Annotated in this window: 15 protein-coding genes; 4 read left to right on the forward strand and 11 right to left on the reverse strand. The window is 73.2% G+C overall.

Translation table 11 applies throughout. The annotated features are described in order from the left end of the window. Positions 1-5: 5 nt before the first annotated feature. Positions 6-1,130 (forward strand): serine hydrolase domain-containing protein, encoded by a 1,125-nt coding sequence (locus tag ABEA87_RS31030; RefSeq protein WP_345635647.1) that lies wholly within the window; start codon positions 6-8, stop codon positions 1,128-1,130. Between the two features lie 188 nt (positions 1,131-1,318). On the opposite strand, the gene ABEA87_RS31035 is transcribed toward ABEA87_RS31030, so the two are convergent. From ABEA87_RS31035 to ABEA87_RS31055, 5 genes are all read right to left on the reverse strand, one after another. Then, complete coding sequence (locus ABEA87_RS31035; RefSeq protein WP_345635648.1) at positions 1,319-1,747, reverse strand: DUF2267 domain-containing protein; 429 nt, start codon at positions 1,745-1,747, stop codon at positions 1,319-1,321. Positions 1,748-1,836: 89 nt separating this feature from the next. Beyond that, positions 1,837-2,610, reverse strand: coding sequence for an ABC transporter permease (locus ABEA87_RS31040; RefSeq protein WP_345635649.1), 774 nt, complete (start codon positions 2,608-2,610; stop codon positions 1,837-1,839). Further along, on the reverse strand, positions 2,607-3,599 hold the full coding sequence (locus tag ABEA87_RS31045; RefSeq protein WP_345635651.1) for an ATP-binding cassette domain-containing protein: 993 nt from the start codon (positions 3,597-3,599) through the stop codon (positions 2,607-2,609). Before ABEA87_RS31045 ends, ABEA87_RS31040 begins: the two co-directional genes overlap by 4 nt. Before the next feature lie 157 nt (positions 3,600-3,756). Next, positions 3,757-4,209 carry a MarR family winged helix-turn-helix transcriptional regulator gene (locus ABEA87_RS31050; protein WP_345635653.1) on the reverse strand — a complete coding sequence of 151 codons (453 nt, stop codon included), beginning with the start codon at positions 4,207-4,209 and terminating at the stop codon, positions 3,757-3,759. 59 nt (positions 4,210-4,268) lie between these two features. Further along, positions 4,269-5,582: an MFS transporter gene (locus ABEA87_RS31055; RefSeq protein WP_345635655.1), complete on the reverse strand. Its 1,314-nt coding sequence runs from the start codon at positions 5,580-5,582 to the stop codon at positions 4,269-4,271. Positions 5,583-5,634: 52 nt separating this feature from the next. Between ABEA87_RS31055 and ABEA87_RS31060 the strand changes: the two genes are divergently transcribed. After that, the gene (locus ABEA87_RS31060; RefSeq protein WP_345635656.1) at positions 5,635-6,240 is read left to right on the forward strand and encodes a TetR/AcrR family transcriptional regulator; all 606 of its coding nucleotides are present in this window, start codon (positions 5,635-5,637) and stop codon (positions 6,238-6,240) included. On the opposite strand, the gene ABEA87_RS31065 is transcribed toward ABEA87_RS31060, so the two are convergent. After that, positions 6,237-7,451, reverse strand: a complete 1,215-nt coding sequence (locus ABEA87_RS31065) for a cysteine desulfurase-like protein (RefSeq protein WP_345635657.1) — start codon at positions 7,449-7,451, stop codon at positions 6,237-6,239. The two genes, ABEA87_RS31060 and ABEA87_RS31065, sit on opposite strands and share 4 nt — an antisense overlap. Before the next feature lie 132 nt (positions 7,452-7,583). Then, positions 7,584-8,189: a TetR/AcrR family transcriptional regulator gene (locus tag ABEA87_RS31070; RefSeq protein ID WP_345635659.1), complete on the reverse strand. Its 606-nt coding sequence runs from the start codon at positions 8,187-8,189 to the stop codon at positions 7,584-7,586. A 130-nt stretch (positions 8,190-8,319) separates the two neighbouring features. Between ABEA87_RS31070 and ABEA87_RS31075 the strand changes: the two genes are divergently transcribed. After that, on the forward strand, positions 8,320-9,510 hold the full coding sequence (locus tag ABEA87_RS31075; RefSeq protein WP_345635660.1) for an FAD-dependent monooxygenase: 1,191 nt from the start codon (positions 8,320-8,322) through the stop codon (positions 9,508-9,510). Positions 9,511-9,514: 4 nt separating this feature from the next. On the opposite strand, the gene ABEA87_RS31080 is transcribed toward ABEA87_RS31075, so the two are convergent. Then, the gene (locus tag ABEA87_RS31080; RefSeq protein WP_345635662.1) at positions 9,515-10,714 is read right to left on the reverse strand and encodes an ROK family transcriptional regulator; all 1,200 of its coding nucleotides are present in this window, start codon (positions 10,712-10,714) and stop codon (positions 9,515-9,517) included. A gap of 487 nt (positions 10,715-11,201) precedes the next feature. Between ABEA87_RS31080 and ABEA87_RS31085 the strand changes: the two genes are divergently transcribed. Further along, positions 11,202-12,641: a C40 family peptidase gene (locus tag ABEA87_RS31085; RefSeq protein ID WP_345635664.1), complete on the forward strand. Its 1,440-nt coding sequence runs from the start codon at positions 11,202-11,204 to the stop codon at positions 12,639-12,641. Between the two features lie 156 nt (positions 12,642-12,797). Here the strand turns inward: ABEA87_RS31085 and ABEA87_RS31090 are convergent, their stop codons facing one another. Genes ABEA87_RS31090 through ABEA87_RS31100 form a run of 3 tightly spaced genes read right to left on the reverse strand, consistent with a single transcriptional unit; the run spans position 12,798 to position 15,417 of the window. Then, on the reverse strand, positions 12,798-13,181 hold the full coding sequence (locus tag ABEA87_RS31090) for a DnaJ family domain-containing protein (protein ID WP_345635666.1): 384 nt from the start codon (positions 13,179-13,181) through the stop codon (positions 12,798-12,800). 49 nt (positions 13,182-13,230) lie between these two features. Next, complete coding sequence (locus ABEA87_RS31095; protein WP_345635668.1) at positions 13,231-13,731, reverse strand: hypothetical protein; 501 nt, start codon at positions 13,729-13,731, stop codon at positions 13,231-13,233. Positions 13,732-13,785: 54 nt separating this feature from the next. Beyond that, positions 13,786-15,417 (reverse strand): glycoside hydrolase family 3 protein, encoded by a 1,632-nt coding sequence (locus ABEA87_RS31100; protein WP_345635669.1) that lies wholly within the window; start codon positions 15,415-15,417, stop codon positions 13,786-13,788. Between the last annotated feature and the right edge of the window lie 58 nt (positions 15,418-15,475).

Here is a 15,475-nt window from a genome sequence, read left to right on the forward strand (position 1 = left end):
TCACCATGATGCGCGAGGCGATGGACGCCTATGTCGAGCGGGGCGAGATCCCCGGCATCGTCACCGCGACGGTGCGCGGTGGCGAGGTGGAGATCAACGAGTTGGGCACGACCAGCCTCGGCGGATCCGACGCGATGCGTAGCGACACGATCTTCCGGGTCGCCTCGATGACGAAGCCGGTCGTGGCTGTCGCGGCGATGACCCTGGTCGAGGACGGTGTGCTCGGCCTCGACGACGCCGTCGACGACCACCTCCCCGAACTCGCCGACCGCCGCGTGCTGCGCCGGCCCGACGGGCCGCTCGACGACACGGTGCCCGCTGCCCGACCAATCACGCTGCGCGACCTGCTGACCTTCCGGATGGGCTTCGGCATGTCGCCCGCCGTGCCCCTCGACGCTCCGATCATGGTGAGCGCCTCGGAGCGCCAGGTGAACGTCGCGCCACCGAAGACCCTGCCCGAGCTGACCGCGCGGGAGTGGCTGGCCCGCTTCGGGGAGTTGCCGCTGATGTTCCAGCCCGGCGAGCAGTGGGCATACCACACGAGCGCGACGGTCCTCGGGATCCTCATCTCCCGCGCGGCCGGCCGGAAGCTCGACGATTACCTGCGCGAGCGCGTCTTCGCTCCGCTGGAGATGCGCGACAGCGGCTTCGCGGTGCCGGCCGGCAAACGGGACCGGTTCGCGACGCAGTACGGGGTGGACCCGGACAGCGGGAAGCTCGTGGTCTTCGACGGCCCCGGCGACGATTCGAAATGGGCGCAGGTGCCACCCTCGCCCGACGGCGGCGCGGATCTGCTGTCCACAGTGGACGACTATCTGGCCTTCGCGCGGATGCTCGCCTCGGGCGGCGGCGAGATCCTGTCCCCGGCCTCGGTCAGCCAGATGATCACAGATCAGCTCGCCCCGGGGCAGTCGACGTTCGATCCCGGCACCGGCTGGGGGTTCGGCATGTCGGTCATGCGCTCGGGCGAGCACGCCGGGGAGTACGGCTGGAGCGGTGGCACCGGCACCTGCTGGTTCAACGACCCGGCCGCGGACCTGGTGGCCATCCTGCTGACCCAGCGCATGTGGGACTCGCCGCAGCCGCCACCGGTGGTGCGCGACTTCGTCGCCGCCGCCTACGCCGGCTGACCCGGTCCGGGTCGCGATCCGGGCGGGCCGGGTCGCGATCCGGGCGGGCCGGGTCGCGATCCGGGCGGGCCGGGTCGCGATCCGGGCGGGCCGGAATTCGTGACGACCGGGCCGGGATTCGGGCGGGCCGGATTCGCGACCGGCGGAGCCGCCCGGGTGCTCGGGCCCGGGCGGCCACCGGCCTGTGCCTACCCGATGGACATCGCGAGGTCCTTGGGCAGTAGGGACTTGACGTCCTCCAACTGCCCCTGGGAGACGTGCCGGCGCAGCGCGTCCATGACGGTCTCCACCAGCCGCTGTGCCCCGCCGTCGACGTCGAAGGTGAACTCCTGGCGGATCCGTGCCAGGAACTCCTCCTTGTCCATCTTCATCGGTACGTCGCTGGGGTCCCAGCCCTCGTAGTAGATGCCCCGCACCAGCATGGGAAGCTGCCCGGCGAACTGGACCGACTCGCCGACCGGCAGGCGGTCGCGCAGCACGTGAAGTACGGTGCGCAGTGCGGCGTATGACTGGTTCCGGCGCTCCTTGGGCCAGCCGTAGGACTGTTCGATGTCGTGCAGGATGTGGTTGGCCTTCTCCACCGTGGTGGAGAACGCGGCGTACCCGGTCTCAGCCATGGTTCATCTCCTCGCCTCGTGTGCCCACCAGGGCCTATACCCAGGCCGGGACGAGGGTCACATGGTCACGGCGCCGCGTCTGGCCGGACTCAGATCCGCCGGCGGTAGGCGCGGCCGGCCAGCGGCACGAACACCGCCAGCATCAGGGCGGCCCAGCCCAGCGTGTACAGCACGTCGCTACCCAGGTGGGCGTCGTACGGCCGGCCGACGAGCAGGCCGCGTACCGCGCCGGCCAGGTGCGAGGCCGGATTCACCTTCATCCACGCCTGCAGCCAGCCGGGCATCGCGCCGACCGGCAGGAAGGCGCTGGAGCCCAGGGTGAGCGGCATGATCACCGCCGTCGCCGTCATCTGCATCGCCGCCGGCGTCTTGGATACCAGGCCGAGCAGCGCACTCCCCCAGCTCACCGCCACGGCGATGGCCAGGATGAGGCCGAGCGCCACGGCCAGCCGCACCGGCCCGGTGCCGATCCGGAACCCGACCGCCACGCCGGCCAGCAGCGCGATGCCGACCGAGACGCACAGCAGCGACAGGTCCGCCACGACGCGGCCGAGCAGCGGCGCGGAGCGCGCGATGGGCAGGCTGCGGAACCGGTCGAACACGCCGTTGTGCAGGTCGGTGTTGAGGCTGACCCCGGTGGCGACGGTGGCCATCAGGGCCGACTGGGCCAGCACGCCGGGCAACGAGTAGAACACCGCCTGGTGCCGGTCGCCGCCGGCCGCCGCGCCGCCGAACAGGTACACGAACACGATGATCATCAGGACCGGCTGCAACGCGTAGCCGAGCAGTTGGCCGGGGCTGTTTTTCAGCGGTACCAGGCTGCGCCAGGCCAGCGTGAAGCCCTGCTGTACGAACGGCATCATGCCGGAGTCCTCTCCAGGTGCGCGGGACGGTCCTCCGGCCGCGCGGTGTCGGGCGTGGCCTGCGCCGGTCGCCCGGTCAGGGTCAGGAAAACCTCGTCCAGGCTGGGCCGGCGCAGGGCCAGCTCGGCCACGAGAATGCCGGCCGCGTCGAGCCGGCGGAACACCTCCGGCGGCAGGCTCAGGTCGTTCACCGGTACCGACAGCAGGCCCCGGTCCCGCCCCGGCGGGCGGCCGGCGATCCCGGCGATGATGGCAGCGGCCGCGTCGCACTGATCGGGCCGGGCCGGCCGGATCTCCAACCGCTGCCCGCCGATCTGGGCCTTGAGCGCGTCGGCGGTACCCGACGCCACCACGGCACCCCGGTCCAGCACGGTGATCGCGTCGGCGAGTTGGTCGGCCTCGTCCATGTACTGGGTGGTCAGCAGGACGGTCACCCCGTCGCTGGCCAGGCCGCGCACCACGTCCCACAGCTCGGCGCGGGCGTGCGGGTCCAGGCCGGTGGTCGGCTCGTCGAGGTAGATGATGCGCGGGTCGCCGACCAGGCTGGCCGCCAGGTCCAGCCGCCGACGCATGCCGCCGGAGTACCCCTTGGCGCCGCGCCCGGCCGCGCCGCTCAGGCCGAACCGGTCCAGCAGACGGGCGGCCCGTTCCCGGGCGCTGGCCCGGGACATGCCGAGCAGCCGACCGATCATGAACAGGTTCTGCGCCCCGGTCAGGTTCTCGTCCACCGACGCGTACTGCCCGGTCAGCCCTATCAGCTTGCGCACCTCGTCCGGTGCGCGCACCACGTCGTGCCCGCCGACCCGGGCGGTGCCGGCGTCGGGATGCACCAGGGTGGCCAGGATCCGTACGGCGGTGGTCTTGCCGGCCCCGTTCGGCCCGAGCAGGCCCAGCACCGTACCGGTACCGGCCACAAGGTCCACCCCGGCCAGCGCGGCGGTGTCCCCGTACCGCTTGGCCAGCCCCTCGGCCTCGATCGCGTAATCCATGGCTCCACGGTGGCGGCCGGCGGTGACGGCGCGCTGAGCCGCCGCTGACGCGTCCTGACACCGGCCGCGAACCGGGCCGCCCCGCGTCAGGCCGGCGCGTCGGGCGAACCGGGTGGGTGGGCCGGGTGGGCGGACCGGTGGGCGGGTCGGGCTCGGGTCAGATCAGGTCGGCGAGCCGGTTGAGCAGCGGGATGGCCGCGTCCAGGCGGCGCAGCTCGGCCTGGCTGTACGAGTCGCCGAGCGCCCGGATGAGCCCACCCATCACCACCTGCTCCCGGTCGCGCAGCAGCGCGCGCCCCGCCTCGGTGATCGCGATGACGGTCTTGCGCCCGTCCACCGGGTCCGGCGAGCGGCTGATCAGCCCGCGCCCCTCCAACTCCCGGATGACCGCGGCGATCGCCTGCGAGGTGACCCGCTCCCGGGCGGCCAGTTCGCTGGGCGCCGCCGGACCCTCCCGCTCCAGCCGGACCAGCACGGCGACCTCGGTGAAGCTCGGGCCGGCGCCCGGGGTGCTCGTGTAGATCTGGCGCAACCGCCGGGAGACGCGCCCGACGGCCACGCGCAGCTGCTGCGCGCGGACTACCGGATCGGGATCGGGGTCAGCCGTCATGGGTGAAATCTGGTCTACGACGGCCAGATTTTCAATACCCGCCGGGCCGAAGCGGCCGATCAGCGGCGGGCGGTGCGCACCCGGCCGGTCGCCCAGATCACCAACGCGATCACCGGCAGCACGCCGCCGAAGACGGTGACCGACAGCCACCCGGAGCGCTGGTAGAGCACGCCCGACACGGCGGAGGCGATGGCGCCCGCCACGAAGATCGAACCCATGAACACGGAGTTGATCCGGGCCCGGGCTTCCGGCCGCAGCTGGTAGATCTCCTGCTGGCTGAACACCTGGTGCCCCTGCACGGCCAGGTCCAGCAGCACGGCACCGGCGGCGAGCAGCAGCAGGCTGCCCCGCCCGAAACCGGCCACCGCCATCGCCACCACACCCAGCGCCAGCGCCACGCCGCTGAACCGGCCGCCGTGGCCGCGGTCGCCGAGCCCACCGGCCAGCGGCGCCGCGGCGGCACCGGCCGCGCCGACCAGCGCGAAGATCCCGATGCCGGTCTGCGACAGGTGATGCGCGTCGATCAATTCGTACGAGATCGAGGTCCAGAAGCTGCTGAACGCCGCGAACATCAGCGCCTGGCAGGCCGCCCGGCGGCGCAGGATCGGCTCGGTGCGGATCAGCTGCCCCACCGAGGCCAGCAGCTGCGGGTACCGCACGCTCGACGCCGGGCGCCGGCGCGGCAGCACCCGGACCAGGATCACCAAGACCACGAGCATCAGCACGGCGGAGATCACGTAGATGCTGCGCCACCCCCACTGCGCCGCCACCAGGCTGGCCACGGTCCGGGCCAGCAGGATGCCCAGCAGCAGGCCGCTCATCACCCGGCCGACCACGCGCCCCCGCTGGTCCGCCGGGGCGAGGTGCGCGGCCAGCGGGACCAGGATCTGCGCGACCACCGAGGTGAGGCCGATGAGCACCGACACCGCCAGCAGCACCCCGATGTTCGGAGCCAGGGCCGCGATGGCCAGCGCCGCGGCGGTACCCAGCAGCGTGCGCGAGGCCAGCGACCGGTTCTCCAGCAGGTCACCGAGCGGCAGCAGCAACACCAGCCCGAGGGCGTAGCCGAGCTGCGTCATGGTGACGATCAGCGCCGCGGTGCCCTGGCTGGCGTGCAGGCTGTGGGCGATCGGCGCGAGCAGCGGCTGGGCGTAGTAGAGGTTCGCCACGGTCAGCCCGCAGGCGAACGCCAGCACGACAGTGATCAGGCGCAGGCTGCGCCCGGATGGCTCGACCCCGGACGCGTTCGTCCCGGGTGCGTCCGGCGTCCCGGGTCCGTCCGCTCCGGGTGTCTGGACCCCGGAGCCGGCCGCGACCTGCCCGGGCTCCGCTCCCCGGCCGGAATCAACTGTCCTGGTAACCCCACCGCTCATATTGGAAACGGTACCGTTTAGAAATTACGTCTCCGTGAATGGAGGACCTGTCGTGACCGAGAACACCGTGCCCGGGCGCCGCGGGCGCCCCCGCAGCGCCCGATCCCGCCAGGCCGTCCTGGACGCGGCCGCCGACATCCTCATGGAGGGCGGGATGACGTCCTTCACGATGGAGGCCGTCGCGACGCGCGCCCGGGTGAGCAAGGCGACCCTGTACAAGTGGTGGCCGTCACGCAGCGCGGTTGCCATCGACGGCTTCTTCGCCCGGGTGCAGGAGACGGTCGCCATCGCCGAGTCGCTGCCCACCGAGCAGGCCCTGCTGTTCCAGGTGAACGCCGTGCGGGAGCTGTTCGCCGAGGATGCCTGCGGCCCGCTGATGCGCTCGCTGGTCGGCCAGGCGCAGTCCGATCCGGACATTCGTGACGCGCTGCGCGACCGGTGGCTGGCCCCGCGCCGCGAGGTCACCGAGCGGATCCTGCGCGAGGCCATCGCCGCCGGCCGGGTCCGGCCCGACATCGACCTGCCGCTCACCATCGACCAGCTCTTCGCGCCGCTGTACTACCGGATGATCTTCGGGCACGAGCCGCTGACCGAGGACTTCTGCCAGCGGCTGGTCGCCCAGGTGATGGCCGCGGTCGAGGTCCCCGCCGAGGGTTAGCCGACCAGGTCGGCGACCGCCTGCACCAGCCGGTCCACGTCCCCGGGGCTGGTGTAGGGCGCGATACCGGCCCGGACGCCGCCCTCGTCGCCCAGCCCCAGCCAGCGCGCGCACTCGATCGCGTAGAAGGTGCCCGCCGGGGCGTTGACCTTCGACGCGGCCAGCCGCCGGTACACCTCGGCCGGCCGGTGCCCGTCGACCGCGAACAGCACCAACGGCGTACGCGCGGCGGCCCGCCCGTACCGGGTGACCGCCGGGATGCCGTCGAGCCCGGCCTCCAGCCGGTCCAGCAGCCCCTCCTCGTGCCGGCGCACCGCCGCCATGCTGACCCGCAGCCGGGCCGCCCGGTTGCCGGCCGAGGGCGCCAGGCCGGCCAGGAAGTCCACGGCGGCGGCGGTGCCGGCCAGCGACTCGTACGGCAGGGTGCCCAGCTCGAAACGCTCCGGTACCGCGTCGCTCGAGGGCAGCAGCTTGTCCGGGTGCAGTTCCTCGAGCAGCGCCGGGGAGGCGGCCAGCACGCCCAGGTGCGGCCCGCAGAACTTGTACGGCGAGCACGCGTAGAAGTCGGCGCCCAACGCGCGCAGGTCCACCGACGCGTGCGGGGTGAGGTGCACGCCGTCCACGTAGCACAGCGCGCCGGCCTGGTGCGCCGCCGCCGCGATGGCCGGAATGTCCGGACGGGTGCCTAGCAGGTTGGACGCGCCGGTCACGGCGACCAGCCGGGTGCGCCCGGACAGCTGCTCGGCCACCGCCTCGACGGGCAGTTCGCCGGTCTGGCGGTCGAAGCCGACCCACCGCACCGTGGCGCCAACGGCCTCGGCGGCCCGCACCCACGGCCGGATGTTCGCGTCGTGGTCGAGGCGGCTGACCACCACCTCGTCGCCCGGCCCCCAGCGCTTGGCCAGCGTACGGGAGAAGTCGAAGGTCAGCTGGGTCATGCTGCGCCCGAACACCACCCCGGCGACCTCGGCGCCGAGCAGGTCGGCCATGGCCTGGCGGGCATCGGTCACGATGCCCTCCGCCCGGCACTCCGCGGTGGTCACCCGGCCCCGGTTGGCCACGGCCGCGATGAGCGTCTCGGCCATCACGGTGGCGACGTCGTGCGGCACCTGGGAGCCGCCCGGCGAGTCGAAGTGCGCCGCGCCCTCGGCCAGCGCCGGAAAGTGCGCCCGCACCACGTCGACGTCGTACCCGCGCTCGATCCCGTCCATCGTCCCGGTCCGCCCTTCCCGCGCTGATCCCGTTTCCGGTCGAGGCTACGGCGTGCGGCTCACACCCGCGAGGCCGAGGCCGCGTCGCCGGGGCACGGGCGAACACCCCCGACGCCTGCCGGGCGATCCGCCTCAGCCCTCGGCCACCCCCGGCGACGCGGCCTCGGCGCGCGCGGCCAGGGCGCGCACGCCATCGACCACGTCGCTGGCGGTCGGCGCGTGCTGCGGGTCGAGCAGCCACTGCAGCAGCACGCCGATCAACAGCGCGGACTGCACCCCGCCGATCCGGCGTTCCATCGCGTCGTCGACCGTGTCCTCATCGACCCCGGCGATCGAGGCGGCCAGGCCGCGCCGACCCTCCCGCTGCGAGGCGGCCAGCAGCTCGCGCAGCTTCGGGTTGTGTTCGGCCTGCACGAACGCCTCGATGGACGCCAGCCACAACTGCCGGTTCGCGGTGAACGAACCGATCATCTCGCGCCACATCGCCTCGTACTGCTGGCCGGCCGGTGCCGCCGGATCCATCGAGGCGTACAGCGCGCGGCCGACCTCCGCGCCCCACTCCTCCATGGCCTGCGTGAACGCCGCCATCAGCAGCGCCTCCCGGGAACCGAAGTGGTACCCGATGGCGGCGTGGTTGACGCCGGCGGCCGCGGCGATGTCCCGCACGGTGGTGCGCGACCAGCCCTTCTCCTTCAGGCAGCGCAGCGCCCCGGCCAGCAGATCCTCGCGATTTCCCATGGCGTGCATCGTAGCGCCGGCTTGACCATACGGTTCATCCGATCGGTTCATCCAAGCGGATTGACCACTTGGATAAAAACCCCTACGGTGGTCGGCACAGGCACCGGAACGCCGACACAAGGAGTCACCGATGAGCGGGAACACCAGGGCTTTGATCTCCGGCGCGGGCATCGCCGGCCCGTCGCTGGCCTACTGGCTGCGGCGCGCGGGCTACGCGGTGACCGTGGTGGAGCAGGCGGACGGCCCGCGGGAGGGCGGCAGCGCGGTCGACTTCCGCGGCGCGCAGGTGCGGGTGCTGGAGCGGATGGGCATCCTGGCCGACGTGCGCGCCCGGCAGACCGGCATGGGCGGGCAGACCGTCGTGGACGCCGACGGCCGGCCGATCGTCACCCTGCCGGCGCACGTGTTCAGCGGGGAGATCGAGATCGCCCGCGGCGAGCTGACCCGCCTGCTGCACGACCGGACCAGGGACGACGTCGAGTACGTCTTCGGCGACAGCATCGCCTCGCTGACCGAGACCGACGCGGGCGTGGACGTCGCCTTCCGGCGCGGCGCCCCGCGCACCTTCGACCTCGTGGTCGGCGCCGACGGCTCGCACTCGGTGGTGCGGAGGCTGGTCTTCGGCGACGAGCGCCGGTTCCGCGAGGACACCGGCCTGTGCGTCGCCGGCTGCCTCGTGCCGAACATCCTCGGCCTCGAAAGCGGCGGCGTGCTCTACAACGAGCCCGGCCTGGGCGTGCTGGTCGGCTCGCGCGACCACACCACGCTGGACCTGCAATTCGTGTGGACCTCACCGCCGCTGACCTATGACTACCGCGACGTGGCACGGCAGAAGCAGATCGTGTCCGGCGCGTTCTCCGCCGCCCGCTGGCGCACGCCAGAGCTGCTCGAACTGATGCGCGACGCCGACGACCTGTTCTTCGACTCGATCAGCCAGATCGCCCTGGACCGGTACTCGCGGGGCCGGGTGGTGCTGCTCGGCGACGCGGCCTGGTCGGCCGGCCCCGGCGGTGGCGGCACCGGCCTGGCCATGGGCGGCGCGTACACGCTGGCCGGCGAGCTGGCCACGGCGCGGGGCGACCACCGCGTCGCGTTCGCCCGCTACGAGCAGCACCTGCGTGCCGGCGTCGCGGCCGGGCACAAGCAGGCCAAGGGGGCGGCCCCGTTCCTCGCCCCGCTGACCGACAAGAAGATCGCGCAGCGCAACCGCGGCTACAAGTGGCTGTCCAAGCGGCCGCTCGCCAGCCTGTTCGCCCGGATGACCGAGAAGGCCGCGAACGCGATGACGCTCAAGGACTACCCCGTCGAGGCGTACAGCTAGGGGCTCAGCGCTCCTGGCTGCCGTAGGCCAGCTCGCTGGCCAACACGGCGGCGCCCACCACGCCGGCCCGGGAGCCCAACTCCGACATCACGATCGGCAGGTTCCCGGTGGCCAGGGGCAGCGAGCGCCGGTACACCACGCTGCGGATCTCGGCGAGCAGGACGTGGCCCAGCCCGGCCAGCCCGCCACCGATCACGATCATCGACGGGTTGATGAAGCTGACCAGGCCGGCCAGGACCGTGCCGACCTGGTGGCCGCCGTCGCGGATCAGCCGTACGCAGGTCACGTCCCCCTCGGCCGCGCCGTCGGCCACATCCCGCGCGCTCACCGCACCATTCGCGGCCAGTCGCTCGGCCAGGGCGGGCGACTGGCCCGCCCGCGCGGCGGCGAGCGCGTCGCGGGCCAGGGCGGCACCGCTGAACACCGCCTCCAGGCAGCCCACGTTGCCGCAGGCGCACGGCTGGCCGTGCCCGTCGAGCTGGATGTGGCCGATGTCGCCGGCGCAGCCGTCGGTGCCCCGGTACACCTCACCGCCGAGATAGATGCCGCATCCGATGCCGGTGCCGACCTTGAGGAACAGCAGGTTGTCCACCGAGTGCGCGACGCCGCCGTGGCGCTCGCCGATGGCCATGATGTTCACGTCGTTGTCCACCACCACGGGGCAGGAGTGCTCGCGGGCGAGCACGTCGCGCACCGGGTACCGGTCCCAGCCAGGCATGATCGGCGGGGATACCGGCACCCCGTCGCGGAAGGAGACCGGACCGGGTACCCCGATGCCTATCGCGTGCAGCTGCTGGTAAGCGCCGTCGGCCCGCAGTTTGGCCAGGATCTCGCCCAGCCGGTGCAGCACGGTCTTGGGGCCGGACCGGATGTCGACCGGCTCGCTGTGGCTGGCCACCGGCTCCAGCCGCCCGTCGGTGATCTCGACGTCGATCGAGGAGGCGCCCAGGTCGACGGCCGCGAACCGCAGGTCGGGTGACAGCTCGACCAGGGTCGATCGCCGGCCGCCGCGGGAGGCGGCCGGCCCGGCCTCGCGGACCAGGCCCGCCGCGATCAGCGCGTCGATCTCGCCGAGAACCCGCGCGCGGGGGTCGGCGAACTGGGCGGCGAGCTCGGCCCGGGACATCGCGCCGCGGTCCCGCAGCAGGCAGAGCAGGTGGTACGGGAGCGGACCGGACGCGGGCGGCGGTTCGGATGCAGCCATCGGACGCTCCACGGTTGGTACGGGCGGACCCTTCGGTGCCGGCGGACTGACTGGCGGGACGGACGCTAGACAAAATACCGTCGGGCCTGCCGACAGTTTCGCCCGACCGGTCAAAAGTTACCGGACGATGGTGAAAAGCGCCGCATGCTGCCCCGCCGCCGGCTGGCGCCCGCGCCGCCCGATCACGCCCTGGAAATCCGACAACCACGCCGAATGGGCGACAACCAGGAATTAGACGGACTTTCGGGTTGTGAGCGGAGAGGATGCGAGAGACAGACACGAACCAGCTGGCGTCCGGGGAGTGCTCGCCGGCGCCCGGAACCCCGCTCGCCGCGCTCCCTGGGGCCCGCGCACCCATCCCGATTCTCCCGCCGCCGTCCCCGACCGTCGCCACGGCGGCCACCGGCGCTCCCCCGGCGACCCCGTCACGGCCGGCCCACGAGGCCCGCGTGAACCGGATCTTGTTATTCGAACGAAGGAGAGTCCATTGCGAAGACCCGCATTGCACCTCGTCGGCCTGGGCGTGCTGCTCGCCGTTGGGGTCCCGTCCGCGCTGGCGTCGACCGCGGGGGTAGCGACCGCCGCCGCCGTACCGGTGGCAAAGCTCCCGTTCTGGGCCACTCCCGGTCAGCCGACCGAGGCCCAGACGATGCCCAGTGTCTCGACCGACTCGCTGCCCGCCGTCACTCAGGCGGAGGTCATCACCCGGGCGCAGAGCTGGCTGCACGCGCGCGACGGCGGCCCGCTGCCGTACTCGGTGTCGAGAACCTTCCAGGGGTACCGGACCGACTGCTCCGGCTTCGTGTCCATGGCCTTCGGCTGGGCGAAACCCGGGTACGTCACCTCGGAGATGGCCTCGCCGTCCATGACGACGCCGATCAGCAAGGACCAGTTGGTCCAGGCCGACCTGCTCATCAATCCGGGGATCGGCCCCGCCGGCCACGTGGTGATCTTCGACCACTGGGCCGACGCGGCGCACACCAGCTACTTCGGGTACGAGCAGAGCGGCGACGGCGGCACCCACTACCGGCAGATCCCGTACCCGTACTTCGACGGGTACGAGATGTCGCCGTACCGGTACAACCGCATGATCATCGGCCCGGTCACCCACCCGAACGGCGACTACGACGGCGACGGCAAGACCGACCAGTCGCTGTTCCGGCCGTCCGACGGCGTCTGGTACACCCGGTTGAGCTCCAACTTCGCGGTCGACGTGCTGCGTTGGGGCCAGAAGGGTGACATCCCGGTGCCCGCCGACTACGACGGGGACGGCAAGACCGACCACGCGCTGTACCGCAACGGCACGTGGTACATCCTCAACAGCGGCAACGGCAGCGTCACCGTGGTGCCCTGGGGCACGGGCGGCGACATCCCGGTGCCCGGCGACTACGACGGGGACGGCAAGGCGGACCTGTCGCTGTTCCGGCCATCCACCGGCACCTGGTACGTGCGCCGCAGCATCAACGCCAGCGTGCAGACGGTGGCCTGGGGCAAGCCCGGGGACATCCCGGTGCCCGGCGACTACGACGGGGACAAGCGCATGGACGAGGCGCTGTACCGGCCCTCGACCAACGCCTGGTCCGTGCGCCGCAGCTCGAACCCGGGCAGCATCCACCCGGAGGTCTGGGGCGTCGCCGGAGACATCCCCATCCAGGGGGACTACGACGGGGACGGCAAGACCGACCAGGCGCTGTACCGCCCGTCGACCGGCACCTGGTACACCCGTTACAGCGGCAACGGCACCGCCTCGATGCTCCCCTGGGGCACCGGGGCCGACCTGCCGGTCCCCGGCGACTACGACGGGGACGGCACCACCGACCAGGCGTTGTTCCGGCCGCCGACCGGCACCTGGTACACCCGGTTCAGCTCGAACCTGGACGTGTCGACCCTCGGCTGGGGGCTGTCCGGCGACATACCGGCGATGTAACAGCCCGATCAGTACCAGCGGGCCCCGCCCGGCCAACCCGGCCACGGCGGGGCCCGTTCGCCGCACCGGACCCGGACCCCTCAGCGCCGCCACGTCGCCCCGCGTCCGACCTGCCCGCGCCGCCCAGTCCCGGTGCCCGCGGCGGCCTGGGGCGGGTCAGTCGCGGCGCTCGCGCCAGACCCGCACCACGTCGTCGACGTCGAACAGGGGCAGCACCACCGGCGGGCCGTCGACCAGTCCGCGCTGCGCCTGGCGGATCCGCTCGTTGAGTTCGGTCACGTACCGCCGGACCGCCGCCTCGGTCGGCTTCTTCGCGACCTCGTGCATCAGGTCCTCGGCCTGCCTGCGCAGGCGCAGCGAGGTGGGCAGCACGCCGGTGATGTTCTCCCGCCGGACCCAGTCCTTGACCCACCAGTTCTCGTCGTAGGGCTCCCCGCGCCCGGGCAGCGGCTTGCCGGAGCCGGGCAGGTTGTCGAACTCCCCGCGCTCCTGGGCCTCCCGGATCTGGCGGTCGAGGGGCGATTCGTACTGGGCGGTCATCGGGTGCACCTCCTCCGACGGGGTACGCCGGCCCAACGGTACCCGCCCCTCATGATCCGTACTTCTGCACGATCGTGGTGAGCGCGGCGATCACCGGGCGCAGCGGCGCGGCGATCCCGCCGTCCTGGGCGAGGATCTGCCGGTCCGCGTAGGTCAGGTGGTACGTGAACAGGTCGCTGCCCCGGGCGCTCTGGGTGGCGGGCAGCGTCCCGAAGCCCGAGCCGGCCAGCATCCGGACCAGCTCCGCGCGCTCGGCCTCGGTCAACCGGCCCGACCGGCTCAATGGCGGGCGCCGCCGCTGGAGCGTGAAGCCGCCGTCCTCGCGGATCACCAGTCGGTCGGTCAGCCCGGCCAGGCCGCCCTGGCGATCGAACCGGATCAGCACGCCGTCGCCGGACGGGTCGGTCGCCGGTGCGCTTCCGGCGGGGGTCTGCGGCATCGGCGTGGGCGCGGCGCCCGGCTGCGGCGCGCCGGCACCGCACCCGGCGGCGACGCACCCGGCCAGCGCCAGGCCGGCGAGCAGCGCCCCACGCCCGGTCCCTCGTCGCATCGAAAACCACCAATCGCCTCGATGAGCGATTGTGTGCCGCCCGCGCGGGCGCCGTCAACGCGGCATGCCGGCCCCGGTGGTGCTGGCCGCGGAGCCGGCAGTGGTGCTGGCCGCGGAGCCGGCGGTGACGCCGGCCGCCGACGCCGCCGTCTCGCCGGCGGCCGGCCCCGCGCCGGGCGGCACCAGGAGCTCCGCCGCCGCCTGCCGGCAGGCCAGGCTGCCGCCCCAGGTGGCCACGTGCACCGCGCCCCACGCGGAGCCGGCCAACCCGGTCTCCACCACCACGCAGTCGTCGCGGGCGCCCACCAGCACCTTGAGCGCCTGGACCACCCACTCGTACCGGTGCGCGTCGCGCACCACGACGACCAGCGGCCGGCCCCCCGCCGGTGCCAGCGCGACCTGGTGCAGGTCGACCCCGTCGAGGAAATCCGCCTCCCCCAGCCGGACCCCCGTGGTGTCCGGCATGGCGTCGGCGAGCAGGTCGCGCAGGCCCCAGGGAACGTCGTCGCCGACCGCGATGTTGCTGGCCGGGGAGAGCTCCACCACGTGCGGCGGGGCCGACAGGGGCAACGGCTGCCCTCCGGTCGCGGCGGTGAGCCGGATGGCCCGCCGGGCGGCCGCGAGCCCCAGCCCGGCATCGCGCGGCGGCCGGTGCCCGTCGAGGTCGGCGCGCTGCCGCGCGGTCCACGCGGCGAGTTCGGCGACCCGGCCGGCGGCCTCGACCAGCCGCTGCTCCGGCAGCCGCCCGTCGACGACGGCGTCGACTATCGCGTCGCGCAGCGCGGTGGCCGTCCGCTCGTCGGCGTGGTCGCCGCCCACGCACACCGCGTCCACCCCGGCGGCCAGCGCCCGGACGGCCGCGCCGGCCAGCCCGTACGGGCCGGTCAGCGCCCGCATCTCGATCCCGTCGGTCACCACCAGTCCGGTGAAGCCCAGCTCACCGCGCAGCAGGTCGGTCATCACCCGCCGGCTGAGCGTCGCGGGCAGGTCCTCGTCGATCGCCGGCACCAGCAGGTGTCCGGTCATCACGGCACGCGCGCCCGCCGCGATGGCGGCCCGGAACGGGACCAGCTCGCACCGCTCCAACTCCTCCCGCCCGGCGGTGATCAGCGGGATCAGGTGGTGCGAGTCGGCGCTGGTGTCGCCGTGTCCCGGGAAGTGCTTGGCGCAGGCCGCCACGCCCGCCGACTGCTGGCCGGTGATCCAGGCGGCGGTGTGCCGCGCCACCAGATCGGGGTCCGCGCCGAACGAGCGCACCCCGATGACGGGGTTGTCGGGGTTGGAGTTGACGTCGGCGTCCGGGGCGTAGTTCAGGGTGACGCCGGCCTCGGCCAGGTCGCGCCCGACGTCCCGAGCCACGGCGGAGGTGAGGTCGGGGTCGTCCACGACGCCGAGCGCCCAGTTGCCGGGCCGGGAGCTTCCGGTGCGCGCCTCCAGCCGGGTGACATCGCCGGCCTCCTCGTCGATGCCGACGATGACGTCCGGGTTGGTCGAGCGCAGCACCGCGGTGAGCGCGGCGACCTGCTCCCGGCTCTCGACGTTGCGGCTGAACAGCGCGACGCCGCCGAGTCCCGCCTCCAGGCGGCGCAGCAGCCAGGGCGGCGGACTCTTCCCCTCGAAGCCGGGCTGCAGCACCGCGTCCGCGAGCCGTTGAAGTTCCGGGCTCCGGACGTAGCCGCTTGCCATATGCGCTCCTCGGGTGTCCCCGCCGTCGAGGCGATCCTGTTTCGCGAGTCAAATTCTC

It is taken from the genome of Rugosimonospora acidiphila (genome assembly GCF_039543385.1).
Classification (GTDB): domain Bacteria; phylum Actinomycetota; class Actinomycetes; order Mycobacteriales; family Micromonosporaceae; genus Rugosimonospora; species Rugosimonospora acidiphila.

What these genes read in the sequence shown, in the direction of transcription:
- ABEA87_RS31030 (WP_345635647.1), top strand. Translation starts at nt 6, where the DNA reads ATGATGCGCGAGGCGATGGACGCCTATGTCGAGCGGGGCGAGATCCCC.
- ABEA87_RS31035 (WP_345635648.1), bottom strand. Translation starts at nt 1,747, where the DNA reads ATGGCTGAGACCGGGTACGCCGCGTTCTCCACCACGGTGGAGAAGGCC.
- ABEA87_RS31040 (WP_345635649.1), bottom strand. Translation starts at nt 2,610, where the DNA reads ATGATGCCGTTCGTACAGCAGGGCTTCACGCTGGCCTGGCGCAGCCTG.
- ABEA87_RS31045 (WP_345635651.1), bottom strand. Translation starts at nt 3,599, where the DNA reads ATGGATTACGCGATCGAGGCCGAGGGGCTGGCCAAGCGGTACGGGGAC.
- ABEA87_RS31050 (WP_345635653.1), bottom strand. Translation starts at nt 4,209, where the DNA reads ATGACGGCTGACCCCGATCCCGATCCGGTAGTCCGCGCGCAGCAGCTG.
- ABEA87_RS31055 (WP_345635655.1), bottom strand. Translation starts at nt 5,582, where the DNA reads ATGAGCGGTGGGGTTACCAGGACAGTTGATTCCGGCCGGGGAGCGGAG.
- ABEA87_RS31065 (WP_345635657.1), bottom strand. Translation starts at nt 7,451, where the DNA reads ATGGACGGGATCGAGCGCGGGTACGACGTCGACGTGGTGCGGGCGCAC.
- ABEA87_RS31070 (WP_345635659.1), bottom strand. Translation starts at nt 8,189, where the DNA reads ATGGGAAATCGCGAGGATCTGCTGGCCGGGGCGCTGCGCTGCCTGAAG.
- ABEA87_RS31075 (WP_345635660.1), top strand. Translation starts at nt 8,320, where the DNA reads ATGAGCGGGAACACCAGGGCTTTGATCTCCGGCGCGGGCATCGCCGGC.
- ABEA87_RS31080 (WP_345635662.1), bottom strand. Translation starts at nt 10,714, where the DNA reads ATGGCTGCATCCGAACCGCCGCCCGCGTCCGGTCCGCTCCCGTACCAC.
- ABEA87_RS31090 (WP_345635666.1), bottom strand. Translation starts at nt 13,181, where the DNA reads ATGACCGCCCAGTACGAATCGCCCCTCGACCGCCAGATCCGGGAGGCC.
- ABEA87_RS31095 (WP_345635668.1), bottom strand. Translation starts at nt 13,731, where the DNA reads ATGCGACGAGGGACCGGGCGTGGGGCGCTGCTCGCCGGCCTGGCGCTG.
- ABEA87_RS31100 (WP_345635669.1), bottom strand. Translation starts at nt 15,417, where the DNA reads ATGGCAAGCGGCTACGTCCGGAGCCCGGAACTTCAACGGCTCGCGGAC.